Genomic DNA, 20,171 nt, shown 5'->3' with positions numbered 1-20,171 from the left:
ATCGAGAGATTCATAAGAAAACGTCATCCTTTCTAGTCTAGCTTTTTTAGAAAGAATAACGTTTTTTTACACTTGGGGGTAGTGAAGATTTTTAAGTTGATGGGCATGTGAAACATCCCTTAAAATAGATAAATGTAAGTTTGCGGCTTGAACATATACAGATAAAAGAGCAACTTCATAATTTTGAACTCTAAAAAGTGGAATAGCCGTTATGAGAGCACTATTCATGTCATTAAATTGTATACGCATTTCTTCCCTTAAAGCAGGATTAGTAGGATCTTTCTCCCAGTCGCTAAACGCTCTAACATAGACCTTATAAAGATTGCTTAGCCCCTCCAATCTTGAAATTGCCTGATTCCTAGCAAATTCTTCTATTCTTTGACTAATCAATTGCTCAATTTGAGCTAAAAAAATATCCCATTGCGAAGGCCCTATAAATCCCCATATTAATTCTAGTAAACCTACTATAAATCCTCCTCCTGGTACAAAATTAGAATATAGAAAATTAATAAGCCCTAATGAAATGTCTGCTACAGTATTCCCTGTTTCTAGCCTTTCCTCGCCTAATATTATCTCCTTAGGATTACTTAAACAATTGTAAGGCACACATTGGTTTTGATTATTTATTTCCATAAACTATCCCCTTTTTTTATTAAATTACTAAAGTCCTTTTAAGTTTGTACTGTTTTTCTTTACTACAATTTAAAGCATATGAAACATTTTATGAGAAAATACAGAAAATGGAACGAATTTTATTACATTTCAGCATAAATCTTACTCCCAAAAATAAAGTATTTAATCAGTGTAATTATAAAAATATTTAGTTGCACTAGTTTTTGGGGCTAATAAAAGAATATAACGAGAAGGGCACAAATCCCTTATATTAAAACAGATCTATTTATTATTTTAGCCAAGAAGACTCCTTCCTCAAGGAGCGTGAAGGGCCACAGCCCAGTGAGTAGGTGGGAGATGAATTCGAACAAGGGATGGCAGGAAGCCATCTTAATTGTTAGATATACAGAAAGTGTTACTCCACTATCTATCGAATGTATGTTCGGTGTATAATAGTCATATACCGAAATGGAGGTGAATTACATAATGATGAATAAAGCCTATAAGTTTCGTATCTATCCAAATCAGGCACAAGCAATTCTAATCAACAAAACGATTGGGTGTTCTCGCTTTGTATTCAATCATTTCCTATCCTTATGGGATCAAGTATACAAAGAGACAGGAAAAGGCTTGACCTATGGTACATTCTCTGCCAAACTACCTGCCATGAAGAAAGAGCTTGTTTGGCTAAAAGAAGTGGATAGTATTGCGATTCAGTCGTCTGTTCGCAACCTTGCGGATGCTTATACACGCTTTTCAAAAAACAAAACAGCGCACCGCGTTTTAAATCTAAGAAGAACAACGTACAATCTTATACCACAAAACAAACAAATGAAAACATTGCCGTTGTAGGGAACAAAATAAAGTTACCGAAACTAGGCCTTGTTCGATTTGCTAAAAGTCGCGAAGTAGAGGGGCGTATTGTAAATGCGACTGTTAGACGAACCCCTTCTGGTAGATATTTTGTGTCACTATTAGTTGAAACAGAAGTACAAGAACTTCCGAAAACACAGCGTGTTCTTTCTAGAAGAATGAAAGGATCTTCTCGCTGGAATAAACAAAGAGTAAAGATAGCTAGAATTCATATCAAATACTAGAAAAGATTACTTGGACAAAATTTCAACTGAAATCATCAAAAACCACGATGTTATCGGTATAGAGGATTTGCAAGTATCGAATATGTTAAAAAATCATAAGTTAGCAAAAGCAATTATTGAGGTATCTTGGTCGCAATTTCGATTCATGTTAGAATACAAAGCAAAATGGTATGGCAAACAAGTCATTGTCGTATCGAAAACATTTGCTTCCAGCCAATTACGTTCTTGTTGTGGATATCAAAATAAAGACGTTAAAAATCTAAACCTACGTGAATGGGACTGTCCTTCTTGTCGTACAAACCATGATAGGGATATTAACGCGAGTATCAATCTAAAGAATGAAGCAATAAGGCTTCTAACCGCAAGGACTGCGGGGTTAGCCTAATCAATTAGAGTTCGATAGAACTCTTTACTTAGGAATCCCTCACTTCTAAACGAAGTGAAAGTGGGGATAGTTCAAGACCTTAATTACATGGAGAATAAGGACCGGGGAGCTAACTTTTCTAAAAGTAATGATTCAAGTTTATCTCGATGATAACTGAATGCAATATTATAAGAAATCTTTCTTTTATCAGCGTGTACAAATAAAAAAACTTTTTCCTTTTGGAATAATATTACTTTCAAAAGGTATTCTATTAATTTTTGTATAATTAAATATTATATCTTTTCTACTCTTTAACAATAAATACATTAGAAAAATAATACTTGCATTTTCTACATAGGTACCATAAATACCAATAAAACACTCACCCTTTGAAGACAAATTTTTTAATAACTCTAGTAAAATTTTCATCCTTAACATTTGCGAAAACTAAATAACTAGATTCATCAATCATGGGTACCCTACCTGTTCCCTTGAAAGATAGTCTTAGAAAATAGGTTGAATCATCTTCCAATTTAATGAATTGTTTAAAATAACTATTTCCCAAAATCTCTATGAGTCCTTCACCTTTCATTTGCATGTTTTCTGATAGTATCCAATTCTCAGGCTTTAGCATTTGCGACAAGAGTTCAAGTGATTTTATTTCTCAAATAATAAATTTATTTTTCAAAGCTTCGTATTCACTTTGATTTTTAAAAAGTAAATAAATTTCCGAAGAATATGCGCCTGAATTGATTTTTTGTTATAGTCTGAAAATCAATAAAGTTTTTTTGTATCCATAAACAAGGTTTAATTATTATTTTTCCAATAAATAGCGGGGTTCCCTTTACAGTATATTGAATAATATACTTAGTTTTAGATTATTTCCAATAAATTGTGAAAGTTCTCCATCTTTATTAGTATAAAGATAGCTTGATACCTTTATACGACAAATGCATTATAATTATTTGCTTTTCAAAGCCCAATATTATCCGATAATAAATCCTAGTTTTTCACAATACTGCTAATGAGTAATCAGAATTATTATAACTTTTTGTAAGGATTTTAATTTCAAGTATATCAGCCACTCGATCCAATTTAGCCCGTTTATAGCCATCGTTATATATTGAGAAAAGGGTTACTCAGCCTTCTATTCCTCATATATATGTAAATATTGTTCACAAGTCCTATTTAAATAATATTAGTTTTCTTAAGATATTAAAGTAAGATATGATTATAAAATCTTTCTTGCGCCGTAGAAAAAACGTAAATTTCCATATTATTGACTACTAGGTCATAGTAGCCAATCAATTCTTCACTATGTGCAATATTTCAAAAATAATAACATAAATAAAACCGCAATCTGTATTTAGATTACATTTTTCCGATATATAATAAATATCAAAATATACGAATTAATGACTGATAAGAAAAGCTGTTGTCCTGATTTTTCTATACCGTATTCAGATTTGCAGCCTTCGATGTCTTTGGAACACTTATAAACAGAAATCTAATCTGTACGATGAATCATAAACTGTTTTAATGCGAGCTGTAAAGAATATGTTACAGCCCGCATTTATCTTTCAAAAAAGACACTCATTTCGAAAACAAACGACTTATTATTTTTGATGTCTTTTTTTATATGTATGTTTTATTTATATATGGTATGATATATTTAATTTCGTTCTTTGACGAAATCCCTAAGAAGTATCTGAAAAGGGTTCTAACAAATCTGTTGGAGCCCTCTTTAGTTTCTATTCGCAAAATGTTCTTTTAAATTTTTAATCCAGATAGATTGATGTAACTCAGTATAAGGAATCCAATCTCCTGATTCATGAGAGCCTACAAATTCTCTATAAATGGGATGCCAAATAATAAGATAGACCTCATTTTTATATTGTATCTCATCAAATTGACGTAATGGTTTCCTGAATTGATCGGTTAGTCCAATGGGAATCGCTCCTTGGTCTAACATCTCTTTAAATTGTCTCAAACGCATCATCCTTTATAATATTTTATGTATATCTTTTTAAAGTATGTCGTTGTTGTTCTTTTAAGAAAGCTTAAAAACACAAGGAGCAAATCACCTATAAAATGCACAATAAGGAGATTACTTCTATTGAATATCAAATTATGAATATTCCCTTGGAGTATCAAAAGGTTGCAATTTTTAACCCTTACGATGGTGAGCTAAATGGATATTAAAAAGTAGAAGGATGCTTTGTTGTTACTTCTAATTATATATGAAATTATATTTTCTGCTGTTACAGAATTTCCAAAAAATTTTGTGTACTACATATATTTAGATTCACTAACTTCTTTTATTATTTTCCTTTTTTTGTACTTTGTTTGTTTTTTTCACCTAAAGTTTCTATGGCATTGATTAATGGCTGTGGAAGCGGGATACCCATGCGTCCAGCATTTTCTGAGATAGACACTAGTTCATTTCCCACGAAAAAAAAGATTGTTGCCTCTCGAATGGCGCTATTACTCCCAAATACCATGTCTAACTGTGTTGCAACGCCTACTAGAATAAATAACACTACCTTTTTAGCAATACCTTTAAAGCCAATTTTGCTTTTTAGTTTCCCATTATAACCTGCAGCAATCATTCCAGTAATGTAGTCAACGGAGACCATAGTCACTAAAATCTTTAATAATACATCCCATCCACCGAAAAAGTATCCGCAAAAACCACCAAATGTAGCTAAAAATGTTTTTACTAATACAGCTTCATGCTCTAACATTCGCTATTCTCCCTTCTGCTATATTATTAATACCAAATGTATACTCTCATGCATGTATAAAGAATTTAATCTGTATCTGCTATACTATAAATTTTTATGATACCATGATTATTCCTATCTTTTTCCTCCTCAAGCTCATGCACAACTATAGTTTAGACTATATCTATAAATAAAAGGATATACCACTTTTCATTCATGTATGAAAAATTATGTTTACAAATACTATTTTTAATGTTTCGCTTAGACACACCTCTCGTTAAATAATTAACTAATATACCAACCCAAAGAATTACTCTTATTTTGTATATGGATTATTTTTTTCATTTGTTTTTAAAATTCTTATTCAGCTATAAAAGAGGAAACAGTATATCTTTTTATAAATATATACTTATACTTATCTGAAGGAGTGTAATGATTTTTTAAGCAGTTTAATGGGATTTTAGAAAAAAGATTGATACTAATTGGACAATCCGATATAGTAGGAAAAGCGTCATGTCAATTTGATGCCATACAATATGAAAATGAAACTTACCTAATTGTATGGCACCCCAACTATAAAGAATTTATCATTTTTAATGAAACAAAAAATCGGATTTCACATACGGATCTACATCAATCTGTTTAAATAAAAAATTTAAATCATCTTTTGTTGAGAATAGATAAAGAGGTTCTAACAATTTTGTTAGAACCTCTTCTTGATACTATGTGTAAGTATTTCGCAAAAATCGAAGGTGAAAATAGTCTCCTTATAAATAACTAAAACACAACTCTCTAATACACTAAAAACACTTTCGGAATATTTTTATTATACTTCTAAAATACACTTCTAATTATTTGAAAATTCGATGGTATTGTTCCGTATTAATTTCTTTTTTAGTTTCTCTTCATATTGAGTGTGTGTGAATTTTTATTTTGTAAGCGAAATATGATTGTTTTTAATGAATTTACAAATTATATATCCCCTATTTAAAGGGGAGTGGGGATGCATTATAATCATGTTTTGTCTATTATTTAATTTATCTTCATTTATTTTCTCCAAAGAAAAAGTATATCCAATAGACTAATTATGACTAGGTTCAGAACCAAGGTAATATGAGGTTTCTCCATTTTTTCCTTTATCATTTCTTATACATAAGTTCCTTTAGCTGTATTTTGTTACGGACACGATACTCTCCAGTTGGAGACGTAAATAGTATCACCATTAAAGAAAATTGGATGTAAAGGAAAGTGTGAAGCGAATCCAGCATCTAGTATGTAGTTAGTATTTTTATGCTCTAAAATAATTATTACGTGCCCTCACCAGCTTTCCATTTTTTATTTTGGAATCATATAGAGTATTGGCTATTCAATAAACTTCAAAGTGACAATCATTTAAAAAATAATATAATAATGAATTTAAATCATAGTATAGTCCGTCACGATTATTTAAAAGTAATTTTCACACAAGATTTTCTCGAGAAATTTTTGAGACTATCCTTCCATAACGCCTATATTCTCGTAGGGTATCAAATTGAATATTTTCTTTCGGTGAGATCTTTAATTTTGAGGGAAAATTCTTTTGTAATTCAGTTAACATGAAAATCCCCCTTTCGTTTGTCGAAAAAATATATATCAATTACGCTCCGGTTTTGTTTCTTATATTATTGAAGCATTTTCTTCTCTTCTTATACAAACGAAATTTATATATTAACATTATTGTAATGCAATATTAACAATTGATTCATGCCAAAGGTGTTAATCGGTTTTCAAATTACATTACATGATTGTAACTGAAATTAATCTGCAAAATAGAAATATTATACGAATAGAAGCTCCTTGTAACAGAAATATTTTTAAACCGTTGGATATCATTCATAAAAAATAAGAGTTTGTACAAACTCTTATTTTTTAGTATCCTAGGTTATTCTGCTACTTTTTCAACGATAGGTGACATCGCAATAGGAGGAAGTGACATAGTCATTGCTTCAAAATAAACATCTAATTTATCTCCTATAGTATAAGAATTATTATCTAAAACTGGAACGAGCAATATTTTATTTTCGTTAACTAAATTCCACCAATTTTCCTGATACATTTGAGCTTTTTCCATGGTTGGTGTATCCACAATCGTCATATAATTACTATCAACAGAAACAACATAGCCTGTGAAATGTATTTGCTGTAGTTTCTCAAAAGACGAGGTGGAAATAAGATCTGTAGTATTTTCGTTCGATGCGGCAGAAGCAGGTGTTATACCAAATGTAAATCCACACCCTAATACTAATGTAGTTGCCAAGGTAACCAGCTTTTGTTTTACTTTAATCATAATTAATTATCCCCCTTTTTAAATTTTTTATTCCTACATGTCGATATTACCATTTAAATGGTAATAAGGCTTGTTTTAATCCCTACATTTAACAAATTTTTCATATTTATAATATTTTTGTGCGTATTCGGTAGTTTTTACTGTCGCTTTGTGCTATGGTAATTTTTCTGCAGAACGTTCGTTCAGGTATGATACGGATTAACCCAACCTGTATCACCAGAATGCATCCTTCTAAATTTTATATGTGTATATTTGGTGTTTTTTGAGGTTAGCATGCTACAATTATTTCTTTTTTATTATCATATTTTACATTCCTATATTGCATAGAAGTAGAGGTTTACATTTTCTCTCCGTCCGCATTTCTAATTTCATTAGTAGAAATACTTGCTTACTGGAACGATAATGGCATATAAATCTCCTAAAGCTTATATTTTTCATATCAACTACCTATTTGGATTTACTATATTAAAATTACTTTATACATTCGTATGGAAAGGCTTTCATTTTCATTAATTCCGTGCTAACATTATAACTATAAAATTCTTGATATGAATTTTTATTATTTTGAGAGAACAATCTTTTGTAATCAGAATTAAATTAATAGCTAAAATATCAATTTAATTCCTTAATAAATAGAGAACTAAAGCATCAGATTGTAATAGGATGGATGATTTTATGTTATGTTGTCGGGGAATAATAGGAGGCACAGCGTGCGAAATTTCTTCGAAGACAAGTACATAAATGTTGAACTTAAAAGGAAATTAATAAACTTAATAAGCGAAATTAGTGAGTATAAAGGAAAGTTAGCTTCTTATCAAGAACAGAGACCAGATATATTTAATAATTTCGAAAAAATTATACCTCTACACTATATGAAAAATTATACTACTATTTATACAGATAAAAAAATTTCAAGTAAAAGAATAAAAGAACTCATTCTTAATAACAAAGTACCTGAATCTGTTGCAGAAGATGCGATCTTTTGTTACTATCAGACTCTAGCTGTTGTACATCAAAAATCCTGCACTTTACCTATTAATCCAGAAGCCATACAAGAATTACATTTTCAAGTAATGAATTTTTATACCTCAGATAGTGGAATGTGGCGTCAAAAGCCACTTTCTATACCAGAATTTAAAGATAGCGGAATACACATAAATAATTATCATCCGCTCCCTCATGAACTGATTCCACAAACTGTAGAGGATTTGTGCTCTCAATACAATTCATTATACAAAAATAAAGAGTTACATTCTCTTTTACTAATTGCTCGTTTTATATTGAGTTTTTATTGCATAGTCCCTTTTAGCCATGGAAATGGTAGACTTACTCAGATATTAATGCATTTATTATTATTAAAAAATGGACATACATTTGTAAAATACGTTTGTTTAGATAAATATATCAATGAAAAACAATCTGAATACTACAATGCTGTATGTAAATCTTCGGTTAATTGGTATTGTAATGAACATAATATTAGTTTTTGGTTGAAAAATTTCTTAACTATTATTCTAGAGGCATATAAAGACTTACATAACAGAATACAAGATTCTATATGTAATCAAAGTAAAGTTGAACGTATTCAAAATTTTGTATACAATCAAAAACAGCCGTTCACTCAAGAAACTATCAGTTGCATATACCCTGATATAGCTAAAAGTACAATTAGTAAAACATTAAATACCTTACAATTATCTGGCGAAGTTATACTTGTTTCGAAAGGAAGAAATGCACATTGGATGAAAGTCTCCCCATAAATCAAATAGCACTTTTCCCATATAAAAGACTATAATATTATTTCTCTTCTAATTATTTTTAAAATCTGATCAGACTAATATACTATATATGATACTAGTCTGATCAGATACATATTTTTTAGTTTTTCCTCTTTTATAGCTATCTTTTTATAATGATGAGATTTATTTTATGCTTTTCCGCTCTTAAAACATATTACAAATAATGTCTACTAACGATCTCAATTAAATTTATATAAGCTAGTTTAAGCTAGTTTAAGCTAGCCTCTTTCTAAAATTTTATTTGAGTATTTGTTCAGAGAAATATCAAATGTTTCTTTAAGTATCCTTTGATACTCTTCTTCATTTATGGTTCGTTTATTTTTATGGCCTTTTCTGGTTTCTGTAAAACTTTGTTTAGTAAGTGAAATATGCCCATCTTCAATTAATTTGCAGATAATGTATCCTTTGTTAAAAGGTGAGTCAGGATGCTCTACAATAATATTTTGTATAACATTTACTTTGTTTCCATCTATCGCATCTAATGTAAATGCAAAACCAGTACGCCATGTATTAGTAGGTTCAGAATCTAAGAATTGAGCACTCTCCCCATTTTCTCCTTTTTTCATTTCTAGTAGATAACTTCCTTTTTTAGTATTTTGTTTGCGAATACGATATTTTCCTGTTTGAGATGAAATTACTTCACCACTAAATGGGACAGGATGTAATGGTAGATGTGAGGCAAGCCCCCCGTCTACAATGTATTTCTGATTATTATAATTTAAAATAATAATCACATGTCCGTCGTCAGGTTTCCACTTATTACTACCTAAATCGTAGACCGTACCAGATACTCGATAAACATCAAATCCACAATCATGTAAAAAATAATATAATAGAGTATTAAGCTCGTAACATAGTCCTCCACGATGTGCTAGTAGTATTTTTTCTTGAACATTCTCTCTAGTAATTTTTCGGATATTTTTTTCCATAACGTCTAAATTTTCATAAGGTATTACATATGCCATTTGGAGAAGAATTTCATGTAAATCTTTAAACTTCACCTCTTCTATTGGCGACATTTGTAACCGTGAGAAGAAACCTTTTTGTAATTCAGTCAACATTGTAATCCACCTTCCATTTATAGAAAATTTAACCACTTGGTATAATCTTACACCAAATTAATATAAAATCAAGTATAAATAAATAATGTCAAGTTTCTTGATGTTATTTATCGTTTTACTACAGAAGAGTCTTTCCTCAATTTGTGTGAATGAAGGTGCGACAGCATCAACAAATAGGTGGGAGATGAATATCGGTTGGCGTAAGCCAACATGTTTGCTATTATATACTTGTACAGATCGCGCTCTTTGAAAACTGAAAATATAAGGTTGGTTGCAGAAAAACGTTGCAATCGTAAAAACTTCAACGTTCTACCATCCCACGTTTGCCGAAGTTGCGAAAACCAAGATAAAGTAGGTAGCGTGATGAGTCAACGTACAAGATACTTCTGTTTTCACCGTGGGGACTACGGGCAGAGCCTGCTTAGATAACTGGTGGATACATCGGTGTTCGCAGGAATCTCCCACTTCAAACAGTCCGTAAGGACGTTAAGTGGTGAGTAGTTCAATTTATATCAGACCTATCTTAAATCACTCAGCATTTCCCCTCCTAGCCAATTGTTTGAATTGAAGGATTCCTAGTGTTTTCTAATTGATTATAGTCCTTGCGGTCAAAAGGCGGACTTCTTTATTATAAATAAAATCTACCGAAATAATTCTCCCTTTCAAACATGTAAAAAATGATAGCTAAAAACTTTTAACTGCGAGACTTCACTGATTACTTTACAAAAATTCACTTATTTTTACAGACATCCAATAGGATAGTCTTATAAGTAATTTTACTAAATGCAATAAATATTTATGAGGTTAAATATTTATTGCATTTAGTATTTCCGATGTATTATTAGTATACAAAACATAGTATAATTTTTTCGTTTTAATGATTACCTTTTTCTTTGAAAAGGATGGACTTCCAATATAAACGACATGATCAAGTTTTTTAAGTGGGATATCATTAGTGGTAATATTAATAATATCTTTTAAAAAAATATTAATCTCTGCTGATTGCCATTCAATTATTATATAGTTTTTGAATATTTTGATATTTATATTTAACATATTTTATCAATCCTTTTTTATCAAGAATATAAAGATTTATAACAAATAAAACTATTATATATAATATACAAAAATAATAATATATTTTCACCTGTAGAAACATTATTATGCAAAATTTCATATTTTATTGTATTCTAAGATAACTGCTGGATACATCAGTCTTTATATAATTCCCCCACCTCATACATCTCGTAAAAGTCTTAAGTCAGGGAGTTTATAGAAGAATTTCTTCAGTTCAGTGTAACAAAATGATATTAAAGAATAATTAAAGTTTCGAAATATAATTAACTTAATTAAATAATTTTAAACAATAATTTTTAGTGAAATTTAACAATTAAAAAAGAATGTGTTTTTATTTAATTTTCTAAACACATTCTTTAAGTATATAAGATCTCATACCTTCATATTTTAGTAAAATTTTTTCTTGAAATATGTGGTATTTTTATGTTAAGAGGTCATTATGTTATGTCTATCTTCATTTGTGCATTTTAAATACTATTACCATCCTGTGCTAATGTTCATACCATTTCCCAAAAAAGTAAGAAACAGTGGATAAAATACCGGACCTAAGGTAAGAAATAAGTTTAAAAGTATAAGACGCCTAAATAATTTGGTATAGTACTTGTCATGATGATATTCAACTACTAAAATAATTAATGCTATTAGGTTTATTATATACTAATAGCATTAGTAGCCAATATTTAGCCATTAAACCGAGACTCCATGTTCCTAATAGTTGGTATATGATACCGAATGCTATTTCAAATATTTTAAAACTAAAGGAAATACCTGCAATCCTTATAACTAATTTAGTAAATAGTGTAGCGTATGTATTTTTACAATACAAATTTATTATAATGTATAGAGATAGAAAAACCATTAATACACCTACTCAATTCAATATCCTGTTTCCACCTAGTTAAAAAAAAACAAAACATCCCTGTTTTAGAAAAAATGAAGGACATAATTATTTTTTTATATCGGTTTCATTATATCTTCATCCCTAAAAAAAATAAAAGTTAGACAAATCATTTTTACGCAAATTAGTTGTTGCTAAATACTAATTAACTTTGGGGTCTGTGTAGCAATGGAACCAAATCACGCAATACGCATTAGCGGACATTAGAAATGTTATTGCGTGGGTTTTAAAAGTAAATTTCAATCGCATCGATTATATACAATTATCAATTGCACCTTAATTTGAATACAAATTATCCAATAAAGAAAAAGATGCCCTTAATACTAAGAGCGCACCCTTTTCTTTACTAAATAGTACAACTTTATTTTAAATCAATATCAAACACCTCATCTGTCCTCGCTGTTACTTTCAGCCGAACTGTATCCAGTAGTCTCATCTTTCACAGCCACAACGAATGTCCATTGCAACCAAGGCTAATTAACCTTAACCGAATCTTCCAGTTGTCACAGTGTAGGATTTGAATTAAGTTTGATAAAATAGAGGTCGCACAACCTAATCAAGCACGAAACAATAGAGTTTGTCTTTAAGACGTATAAATCACACTTCAAGATAGACCATATCGTAATGTAAAACAAGAACGAATAGAGTGCCAATTACATGGAAAGCTAATCGCTATTTTTCTATGTTCCTCTTCTATGTTTAAAATGCGTCAATTACTTTCTAAAAAGAAGAAAAGAGAATTAAGCGAATATAAAGCGGTTGGGATAATCCAAGATCATCTATTTCTGCTATATTAAGCAATACAGCAAAACACCCAAGAGATAACAAAGATTCTAACCCGCCCGTTCAACCTTTTACAGAGGGAATCCCACAGATATGAGAAGAAAACTGTCTTTGATATATGGGTGCTGTCTATGAGTATAGTGGATTGAGAAAATAAAAGAAAGTTGCATAATTTTTTAAAAATGAAACCCGTTAGGGTTTATTCGGTATACTTACTTTTAAGGACATCAAATATTTTAAGCGTTTTTTAGTTCATATGAACAAAAGTTCATTTTGTTTCCGCTCTTGAGTTGATGAGCATGTATGGTGACCCCTAAAGTGCTTCCTATGGTCAGTGGGCCACTCCGTACTGCGAAAACTAGAGGGCGGCAAAGGTCGGGCGTAGAAATCCTTTTATTCCTGCGTTCTGAATGTATATTTTCCTCACGGAAATATCTATTTTTCTAAAAACGCTTAAAATTAATAAAATGAAAGTAAATTAATATTCAAATTTTAGCATTGGAACCTTTAACAAAAAATCACATATACTTATATAAATTTATAAAAGGCGCACAAAAGGGCAATTCCTTTTAAACAGGAATTGCCCTTTGTAAATGAATCAAAAGAAATTACAGACACAATCATTATACCAGCAATCTTTATGTTTTTTGTATATAAATTAAAAAATAAAAGGGGGGTGCAAAATCAATCAACAGATTTCGCACCAAAACAGATAAAAATAACAATCAATAGAAACATAGGAACAGGAGAATGTTTCATCACCTATTATAACCTATATCCTTACATTTTTGTTATTTAATTTGAAAATATGCAAAGATTCATACAGTTAATTTTAAATTTTCCTTCTATTTAAGTTCTACTAAATTAGAAAGAAACGAATCTCCTTTAGGCTGTCAATAACTCTAAAACCCAAAGACACCAAAAAAACCAATTCCCGTGTAATTGAAGTGAACTGATCTGCCCCCATTTGTTGAGACAAAGAAAAAACACCTAGATAACATGTTTCCTATAAGCTATAGGTGACATATTATCTAATTTTCTCTAAATCCGTTCATTATTATAGTAGTGGATGTATTCATCCACAGTTTGTATTATACTAGCATTATTCGATTGTTTTATCTTTTGCGCATAGAATCCTTCGGATTTTAAATGAGAATGAAAGGATTCTATGAGGGCATTATCATGGCAGTTTCCTGTAAGAGACATGCTTGTGATAATACCTTTTTCTTTGGAATATGTTTGAAATTGTTTTGATGTATACACCTTTGCTTGATCCGAATGTAAAATCGTATCAAGCACATTTCGCTTTTTTAAAGCCTCTTTTAGAGTATCTAATACAAGAGAAACATCCTGTGTCTCAGCTATTTTATAACTTACAATTTCATTGTTAAACCCATCTATAATAGATGAAAAATAAAGAGTCTTATTGCCGAACATCAAATACTTGATATCAGTGAACTATTTTTCATTAGGCTTGATAGCTTTAAATCTCCGTTGTATTCTATTTTTAGCTACCACTGGTTCATGACCGAGCACAAATATCTTTTTCTTTTTTCTAACCCGAGATAATACGTTGTATTTTCTCATGATATGTAATACTTTTTTATGATTTATTACGATGTTAAATTGATCACGTAGACAAGCTGTAACCCCACGGTATCCATACCGATATTTATGATGTTGACATATTTCTATTATGGTTTTTTCTTCATGGTTAGTTACTGTTTTCTCCTGCTTTTTCCAACGATAATAAGTAGCACATGAAATATTAAATATGGAACACAGTTCTGCAATTGTAAAAATTGATTGCCATTCCTTTATCATTATTTCTTCTTTTCCTCCCACCTTCTTAAGATTTCTTGGCACTTTTCCAGCAATATAATCTTTACCTTTAAATAACGTATTTCTAATTCTTTTTGTTCAAGTTCTGTTAACCTTTTTAAGCCTTTTCCATGTGCAGATTGTCTTCCAATAGATTGTTCAAACCGATAGGTTTCGCATTCACGATACTATTTCATCCAAGTTTTAATTTGGGCCACATATCTAATTCCTAAGGCATCCATAATTTCTTTATTTTTGAATCCTTGGTGTTTCATTTCAACTACTTTCCACTTTATTTCGGCAGGATAATGCGCCTTTTTCCCCTTTCGAAAAACACCTCCATTAAAATCATAACTGATACTTACGATTTAGAGAGGTGTTTTTATCGTCTCATTCTCAGGGGTCACTCCAGTATGAAAAGCTAGCGTTTTTCTCATGATTATGAGAATCGCAAATCACTACTTAATCATTTATACTTTTGAATGAAATTACAAAAAGGAATGGATTTTTTTCTGCATCGAAATTAACATTACCAAGGATCTAGTTTCTGACAGAAGAATAGTTTTTTAGAACACAACTTAAAAATTAATTTAGTTTTTTATTTTTTACATATGCATTTATTTATCGACATAAAAGTGAAAAATGCATATAATTTAATCACTCCGATTCCATCCAATACTAGAATCGTTAACAACGCATAAGCCTTATAGAAAGCCAAGAGGTTTATATACATCTTTCGTGTTTTAAATTAGGATATTTTCTTTTTATAACAAATTTAATTAATAGACTTAAAACATACATGATTACTATAAAGACATCAAACTTAATTAGTTATTTACTTTTTAAATCTCACCAAGTACCACAAAATCACCAAAAGAGATCCCTCTGACAGCATTAACTATATGAACCTTTACTTTATCTCTAATATGAAATTGTTTATCATCATGTAATTACACTGCCATCTCTAACTTTTTTCCATTCAAACCAGTGTATTCAAACATTACATAATTTGCATCAGACCCATTATATACTTCTACAACATGCCCAATTTCATATCCATCTATAGTTACCGTGTTTGTTTTAATTGCTTCTAATCCTAGTATGTTTGTCCTTGCCAATGCTGCCAATCCTAGTGCACTTGCTAACACAACTTTCTTTATGTTCATCCTATAATATCTCCATTCTTATGATATGTGAGTAGCTATTTTTGCACTATCACTTGTAATCATTATGGTTACAAGTTTGATTAATTATCAATAATAATTAGTATGCAATATTACATTTTCGTAAATAAAGCACTCACCAACTCCTCAACTGTTGTATATTTAACTAAGAATGTAGCTACTGCCCCTGTAGATGTTGAGTATTTAGTAATAAATGAATCCATAATGGTAACGATTTTTGTAAATGATTATTAAGTATTTTTCAGAAATGAGCTTGTTAACATTATTATTTTATACAAATAATACATGAAATGAGTTCTTTTTGTCATTAATATGAAGACTGCTCAGCGATTAATTTCAGTTTTTAAAATTCATAACGTTACCACTTTTGGTAACACTAGCTTTTTTATTAATGTTTAGTATTTCTTTTCTAGTAAAAAATCAAAAATAAACCTTAATTTAAGGAGCAGTTGATATGAGTTTAAAAGAACATGCTATGAAAGAATTTCAAGAAAAAATGTTTTCAAATGAGACTATACAAGATATGATTACAACTTATTATGAAATGAAAAATGGTATATCTGGTCTAGTGGGTGTACCGAATGGTAATTTTACACCTGTAAGAGGTATCTTAGCGTATACAGAACAACAGTTATTATTTTACAGTGAATTGTTTGGCAAGCTCCCTATTTCATTACAGATACTTTCCCATTAAATTGATGAAATAAAAGAAAAAACAAGCGTTCACTCTTTTTAAAACGTTTTCCATGTAGATCAAGATATTTTTTCAACATGTGGAGATGGAGCGGAATTTGTACATTTAAAAGAATTCTTTGAAAAAGTTAAGTATATGTCAAATTAGTAATTCCCAATCTTCACTAGAAAAGAATGAAGTTGGAACTACTCAAATAAGAATAGTTTATACACATGCTGATGGATAGATGGCTTCTAAGCTTAAAATCCACTCCGTTTGTTTTATACATTAAAATTTTTAAATAATATATTGTTAGGAGCTAATTACATAATATGAAAAAATATCTTTCTATTACACTACTTTTGGTTTTATTCGGATTATTGTCCCCATTCTCAAATATACATGCAGAGACAAATAACATCGGCTTAAATAAAGTTGATCAGATAGCTAATGTTTTTAATGATAATACCAATGTAAAAGAGAAAATTAGTTATATTAAGAATAGTGATGTTACTAACTGGTCAATTAAAGAGATTAATCTAGCCTTAGACAAAATGGATAGTTTAAATCTAAACATAATGGAACGCGCGCCATTAAAGAGAGAACTAATACGTAATTTTGGTTTTTTAAATTTTGATTTCAAAGGAACAAATTCAGATGTTTTAGCGTTTAAAGAGTTGAAAATAGAAATTGTGGAGACTAATCAGCCACTTACCCTATATAGAAGAAGTAAATCTGGGGAACCAGAGTCTAAATACGGTCTTGGTTATTGGTGGGGAGATAAGGCGAGAAGTATTAAAGAAACTAGAAATGAGTTGGCTGTATTAGAAGCATGGGGAAATCCATTGAATACAGTATATAAAATTCAAGTACCAAAGGGGATTAAAATGCTTAAAGGATTTACAGCTCCTCAAACTCAATATCTAAATGGGACAGATACAGTGCAAGAATATAGAAAAGGGGGAGCACTTCAATATTGGATTAATAACGTAAATAACAATTGGCTACATTGAAATATCTCTAGGAGGCCAGCATGGAAAATGATTATGAATTTATAAAATTAATTGTAGATTGCGAGCATATTATTAAAAAAAACACCCCTAGTAATTTTGAAGATACTAAAAGATATCATTTAATGTTAGATGAACTTAAAGGTTTAAGAATGACCATGAAATTGCAACAATTAAATACAAATTTGTATTATTTATCAATAACACAAATGCTCGAAAAAAATGACCCAGAAGAAGTACAATATGTTATATTAAAGTTAAATGAATTTTATTGTACTTACTATCAAAATCTATAGAAAAATGGTTTACGGTAAAGGCACTCGAAAAAGTGTCTTTACTTCATGAGAAGATCGCTACACAAGCTGTAGCAATCAAAAGCTCAATTTTCTTTAAGATATTTCGTATTTCTTCTATTCGTAAATCTGTAAACTTTGCACTAACTTCTATCGGTATTCCATTTTTATGCATACAATAAAAAAATGTATTTTCCATTATTCAATTCCTTTTTTCTCTACATAAAAAATTTAGCGGCCTCATCCATTAAGGTTTTCTCCCTTTCTCCCTACACTTGTTGAAAAGAAGAATTATAATGATTAAAAAATTCAATAAAAAATCATATCGTTGGTCTGCATTCGGAATTGCAATTGTAATGGGAGTATCAACATTCTCATTACTGAATGCAAAGGCTGAAGAACCGGTAAATCAAATCATACAGAAAGATAAAATTGTGGAACAAAAAGAAGCTCCAAAAGAAGAAAAAATAGATAAACAACCGGCTGTATTTAATAAAGATACATCATTTTTTGCGACCACAAACACACTTCCATTATGGGTGAATCGTTCTGCCAAAGAAGGCTTAACAACTCCACTGAATGAAAAAGTAACAAGCAAAGTAATTACTATTTCTTTTGATGAAATGTATATAGAAAAATTAAGAACATATATCCATTTTAGAATTGAAGATAAACATGGTAATTTAGTACCATATGAGTTTGATACAACTAGATTAGATATTTATGAAGATGAAAAAAAAGATGGGAAACAGGTAAACAAACCCAAGCTATAAGTTGCCAGGTTATTACCCAGAAACTTAAATTAGAGAGGGATTTACTAAAACTGGTCCTTTCGCGCAGATAAATTATATTTCTAATAAAAAATTAGATTCTACGCTTCAGCACGGTAAGGATTATGTTAAAGATAATAATTTAAAAGAATTACCTAGAGAAGCTTATTCGACAGGAGAAGATGATTTTATTCAACTTCCTGAGTTAGATAAAAATAGTGTTATGTATAGAATGATAGATAAACCTGAGGGAGTCATTCAAATTTCTGGTCCTAAATCTTATATCTTACCAAATACTATTAAAATATAGTTACAAATTGATAGAATAGGAAAAACAAAAGGAGATTGGAACTATGAATTTCAGGTAAACATAGATCAAGATAAATCTGCAAAAGCTACTGAAATTATGGAAGAGGAATCAAAAAAAGGAAAAATGAAAGAATAATACTATATTATAAAAGGGCATGATTCTAATTAAAATCATGCCCTTTTATTTAATTACAACCAAATACATAATAATTATTTCCATTCTTATTACTAAAAAAATTTTCTTTAACTTACTCTGGTAAATAATTCAGTAACTTAATTAAATCTTTTACAAACCCAGGACTAGCTAATTTTAATACGGCAGGTACTTCTTTAAAATGGTTTTTAAGACCAGCATCTACCTTCTTAGAATAATCCTTTTCATCACCTATTAATAAATCTACTATAGTAGTTTTTAATTGATTACTTATTTTTCCCCACAAAAATTCCGCTTCTTGAAAATGGTTATTTATAAATATTTTCACCTGATTAATAAATGGATCATTTTTTTGTTGAATTGCTTCTTGTAATTGTTTGATTGACATATCTTCCGCTTTCACCATCTGATTTATGGCAATATCATTTGTATGCTCTTCAGCATGAACACTTGTTCCCCAAATACCAAAACCACTAAAACCAATGGCACTAGCTAATGTAACACCCATAAATTTCTTCATAATAACAGAACAATTAATTTGTTTCATTTTTTTAATGCCTCCTTAAATAATTATAGTAAAAAACCACTATGAAATTATTTGTAGTAACAAAGGTGCATTTCTCTTAATTGTATTCCTTAAAATATATCGCTTACATTCAACTTATCATTTTTAAAATAAATTGTATATTGATAATATCCTTATAAAAAATTGCTAATGTTTAGTATAGATACTTTCTACTATTTCCATAAGAGAATAATACCCTCTTATGATGCAAAAAGCAGAAGAATAAAATAGTCAAGGCGTCCTCCTTTTATAAACTTTTATTTAGCAGGAGAAATAAATTTCTTTATAAAAGACAAAAAAAGAGAGGGATATCTTCCCTCTTCATCAATAAAATCAAACATATATACAATTAAGGAAGGGCATACATTCATCATTAGATGAAAGGAACAATAATAGTTCACCTAGTGAATTATAAAAAAAAATAACCCCTATAAATAGGTAATATTACAATTAATAGAATTATTGTGACAGATTCGTTGAGTTATATGTTTGCTAATGGAATGTGGATAGTGTAGGGATAAAATATAAGGGGGATATATATTCATGCCCATCAACTTAAGAGTGAGCACAACCTGAGCTTTCGACTCATCGGATCAAAACATTCCTAAAATAAAAGCATACTCTTAAAAATAAGCATCTCAAATAAACCCTA

At 29.9% G+C, this 20,171-nt stretch carries 16 protein-coding genes and 5 pseudogenes; 8 read left to right on the top strand and 13 right to left on the bottom strand.

Going from position 1 to position 20,171, the window contains the following annotated elements; genetic code table 11:
* Nucleotides 1-108: 108 nt before the first annotated feature.
* Nucleotides 109-633, bottom strand: a pseudogene (locus MR168_RS25580) (insecticidal delta-endotoxin Cry8Ea1 family protein); the annotation flags it as partial.
* A gap of 465 nt (nt 634-1,098) precedes the next feature.
* On the opposite strand from MR168_RS25580, the pseudogene MR168_RS25575 reads away from it, so the two are divergent.
* Nucleotides 1,099-2,094, top strand: a pseudogene (locus MR168_RS25575) (RNA-guided endonuclease TnpB family protein).
* A 361-nt stretch (nt 2,095-2,455) separates the two neighbouring features.
* Here MR168_RS25575 and MR168_RS25570 read toward each other — a convergent pair.
* The 3 genes from MR168_RS25570 to MR168_RS25560 form a co-directional block, all read right to left on the bottom strand.
* Nucleotides 2,456-2,671 (bottom strand): hypothetical protein, encoded by a 216-nt coding sequence (locus MR168_RS25570; RefSeq protein WP_021728802.1) that lies wholly within the window; start codon nt 2,669-2,671, stop codon nt 2,456-2,458.
* Between the two features lie 1,146 nt (nt 2,672-3,817).
* Entirely contained in the window at nt 3,818-4,069 is a 252-nt protein-coding gene (locus MR168_RS25565) for a hypothetical protein (RefSeq protein ID WP_031303311.1), read from the bottom strand.
* A 325-nt stretch (nt 4,070-4,394) separates the two neighbouring features.
* Complete coding sequence (locus MR168_RS25560) at nt 4,395-4,817, bottom strand: phage holin family protein (protein ID WP_000889412.1); 423 nt, start codon at nt 4,815-4,817, stop codon at nt 4,395-4,397.
* Between the two features lie 436 nt (nt 4,818-5,253).
* On the opposite strand from MR168_RS25560, the gene MR168_RS33755 reads away from it, so the two are divergent.
* Nucleotides 5,254-5,442 (top strand): hypothetical protein, encoded by a 189-nt coding sequence (locus MR168_RS33755; protein ID WP_071699961.1) that lies wholly within the window; start codon nt 5,254-5,256, stop codon nt 5,440-5,442.
* Nucleotides 5,443-6,255: 813 nt separating this feature from the next.
* On the opposite strand, the gene MR168_RS25550 is transcribed toward MR168_RS33755, so the two are convergent.
* Nucleotides 6,256-6,393 (bottom strand): hypothetical protein, encoded by a 138-nt coding sequence (locus tag MR168_RS25550; protein WP_023901230.1) that lies wholly within the window; start codon nt 6,391-6,393, stop codon nt 6,256-6,258.
* Between the two features lie 324 nt (nt 6,394-6,717).
* Nucleotides 6,718-7,122, bottom strand: a complete 405-nt coding sequence (locus MR168_RS25545) for a DUF3221 domain-containing protein (protein ID WP_021728800.1) — start codon at nt 7,120-7,122, stop codon at nt 6,718-6,720.
* 710 nt (nt 7,123-7,832) lie between these two features.
* On the opposite strand from MR168_RS25545, the gene MR168_RS25540 reads away from it, so the two are divergent.
* Complete coding sequence (locus MR168_RS25540; RefSeq protein ID WP_042991628.1) at nt 7,833-8,882, top strand: Fic family protein; 1,050 nt, start codon at nt 7,833-7,835, stop codon at nt 8,880-8,882.
* Nucleotides 8,883-9,139: 257 nt separating this feature from the next.
* On the opposite strand, the gene MR168_RS25535 is transcribed toward MR168_RS25540, so the two are convergent.
* The 3 genes and pseudogenes from MR168_RS25535 to MR168_RS33750 form a co-directional block, all read right to left on the bottom strand.
* Nucleotides 9,140-9,982 carry an arylamine N-acetyltransferase family protein gene (locus MR168_RS25535; RefSeq protein ID WP_021728278.1) on the bottom strand — a complete coding sequence of 281 codons (843 nt, stop codon included), beginning with the start codon at nt 9,980-9,982 and terminating at the stop codon, nt 9,140-9,142.
* 804 nt (nt 9,983-10,786) lie between these two features.
* Nucleotides 10,787-11,038: a SunI/YnzG family protein gene (locus MR168_RS33975; RefSeq protein ID WP_021728279.1), complete on the bottom strand. Its 252-nt coding sequence runs from the start codon at nt 11,036-11,038 to the stop codon at nt 10,787-10,789.
* A gap of 498 nt (nt 11,039-11,536) precedes the next feature.
* A pseudogene (locus MR168_RS33750) lies at nt 11,537-11,976 on the bottom strand (DUF3902 family protein).
* 551 nt (nt 11,977-12,527) lie between these two features.
* On the opposite strand from MR168_RS33750, the pseudogene MR168_RS25525 reads away from it, so the two are divergent.
* A pseudogene (locus MR168_RS25525) lies at nt 12,528-12,897 on the top strand (IS4 family transposase); the annotation flags it as partial.
* A gap of 884 nt (nt 12,898-13,781) precedes the next feature.
* On the opposite strand, the pseudogene MR168_RS25520 reads toward MR168_RS25525, so the two are convergent.
* Both MR168_RS25520 and MR168_RS25515 read right to left on the bottom strand, forming a co-directional pair.
* Nucleotides 13,782-14,836, bottom strand: a pseudogene (locus MR168_RS25520) (IS3 family transposase).
* A gap of 675 nt (nt 14,837-15,511) precedes the next feature.
* Nucleotides 15,512-15,727 carry a F0F1 ATP synthase subunit alpha gene (locus MR168_RS25515; RefSeq protein WP_021728282.1) on the bottom strand — a complete coding sequence of 72 codons (216 nt, stop codon included), beginning with the start codon at nt 15,725-15,727 and terminating at the stop codon, nt 15,512-15,514.
* 472 nt (nt 15,728-16,199) lie between these two features.
* Here MR168_RS25515 and MR168_RS25510 point away from each other — a divergent pair, with 472 nt between their 5' ends.
* From MR168_RS25510 to MR168_RS25500, 3 genes are all read left to right on the top strand, one after another.
* A complete protein-coding gene (locus MR168_RS25510) occupies nt 16,200-16,439 on the top strand; it encodes a hypothetical protein (RefSeq protein WP_021728283.1) in 240 nt (79 codons plus the stop codon).
* A gap of 311 nt (nt 16,440-16,750) precedes the next feature.
* Nucleotides 16,751-17,431 carry a hypothetical protein gene (locus MR168_RS25505; protein WP_021728284.1) on the top strand — a complete coding sequence of 227 codons (681 nt, stop codon included), beginning with the start codon at nt 16,751-16,753 and terminating at the stop codon, nt 17,429-17,431.
* Nucleotides 17,432-17,451: 20 nt separating this feature from the next.
* Nucleotides 17,452-17,724 (top strand): hypothetical protein, encoded by a 273-nt coding sequence (locus tag MR168_RS25500; RefSeq protein WP_021728285.1) that lies wholly within the window; start codon nt 17,452-17,454, stop codon nt 17,722-17,724.
* A gap of 43 nt (nt 17,725-17,767) precedes the next feature.
* Here the strand turns inward: MR168_RS25500 and MR168_RS33970 are convergent, their stop codons facing one another.
* Nucleotides 17,768-17,896: a hypothetical protein gene (locus MR168_RS33970; protein WP_481747029.1), complete on the bottom strand. Its 129-nt coding sequence runs from the start codon at nt 17,894-17,896 to the stop codon at nt 17,768-17,770.
* 121 nt (nt 17,897-18,017) lie between these two features.
* Here MR168_RS33970 and MR168_RS25490 point away from each other — a divergent pair, with 121 nt between their 5' ends.
* Nucleotides 18,018-18,494, top strand: coding sequence for a hypothetical protein (locus MR168_RS25490; RefSeq protein ID WP_021728286.1), 477 nt, complete (start codon nt 18,018-18,020; stop codon nt 18,492-18,494).
* A gap of 554 nt (nt 18,495-19,048) precedes the next feature.
* Here MR168_RS25490 and MR168_RS25485 read toward each other — a convergent pair.
* On the bottom strand, nt 19,049-19,501 hold the full coding sequence (locus MR168_RS25485) for a hypothetical protein (RefSeq protein ID WP_021728287.1): 453 nt from the start codon (nt 19,499-19,501) through the stop codon (nt 19,049-19,051).
* Nucleotides 19,502-20,171 lie beyond the last annotated feature (670 nt).

This window comes from Bacillus cereus group sp. BfR-BA-01356, from assembly GCF_022663635.1.
GTDB lineage: Bacteria > Bacillota > Bacilli > Bacillales > Bacillaceae_G > Bacillus_A > Bacillus_A cereus.
Note: the sequence above shows the minus strand (reverse complement) of the source record. Positions and strands in the feature narration are given on the sequence as shown.

Bases quoted from the DNA above. Each gene is read 5' to 3' on its own strand.
- MR168_RS25570 (WP_021728802.1), bottom strand. From the start codon at position 2,671: ATGCAAATGAAAGGTGAAGGACTCATAGAGATTTTGGGAAATAGTTAT.
- MR168_RS25565 (WP_031303311.1), bottom strand. From the start codon at position 4,069: ATGCGTTTGAGACAATTTAAAGAGATGTTAGACCAAGGAGCGATTCCC.
- MR168_RS25560 (WP_000889412.1), bottom strand. From the start codon at position 4,817: ATGTTAGAGCATGAAGCTGTATTAGTAAAAACATTTTTAGCTACATTT.
- MR168_RS25550 (WP_023901230.1), bottom strand. From the start codon at position 6,393: ATGTTAACTGAATTACAAAAGAATTTTCCCTCAAAATTAAAGATCTCA.
- MR168_RS25545 (WP_021728800.1), bottom strand. From the start codon at position 7,122: ATGATTAAAGTAAAACAAAAGCTGGTTACCTTGGCAACTACATTAGTA.
- MR168_RS25535 (WP_021728278.1), bottom strand. From the start codon at position 9,982: ATGTTGACTGAATTACAAAAAGGTTTCTTCTCACGGTTACAAATGTCG.
- MR168_RS33975 (WP_021728279.1), bottom strand. From the start codon at position 11,038: ATGTTAAATATAAATATCAAAATATTCAAAAACTATATAATAATTGAA.
- MR168_RS25515 (WP_021728282.1), bottom strand. From the start codon at position 15,727: ATGAACATAAAGAAAGTTGTGTTAGCAAGTGCACTAGGATTGGCAGCA.
- MR168_RS25510 (WP_021728283.1), top strand. From the start codon at position 16,200: ATGAGTTTAAAAGAACATGCTATGAAAGAATTTCAAGAAAAAATGTTT.
- MR168_RS25505 (WP_021728284.1), top strand. From the start codon at position 16,751: ATGAAAAAATATCTTTCTATTACACTACTTTTGGTTTTATTCGGATTA.
- MR168_RS25500 (WP_021728285.1), top strand. From the start codon at position 17,452: ATGGAAAATGATTATGAATTTATAAAATTAATTGTAGATTGCGAGCAT.
- MR168_RS33970 (WP_481747029.1), bottom strand. From the start codon at position 17,896: ATGCATAAAAATGGAATACCGATAGAAGTTAGTGCAAAGTTTACAGAT.
- MR168_RS25490 (WP_021728286.1), top strand. From the start codon at position 18,018: ATGATTAAAAAATTCAATAAAAAATCATATCGTTGGTCTGCATTCGGA.
- MR168_RS25485 (WP_021728287.1), bottom strand. From the start codon at position 19,501: ATGAAACAAATTAATTGTTCTGTTATTATGAAGAAATTTATGGGTGTT.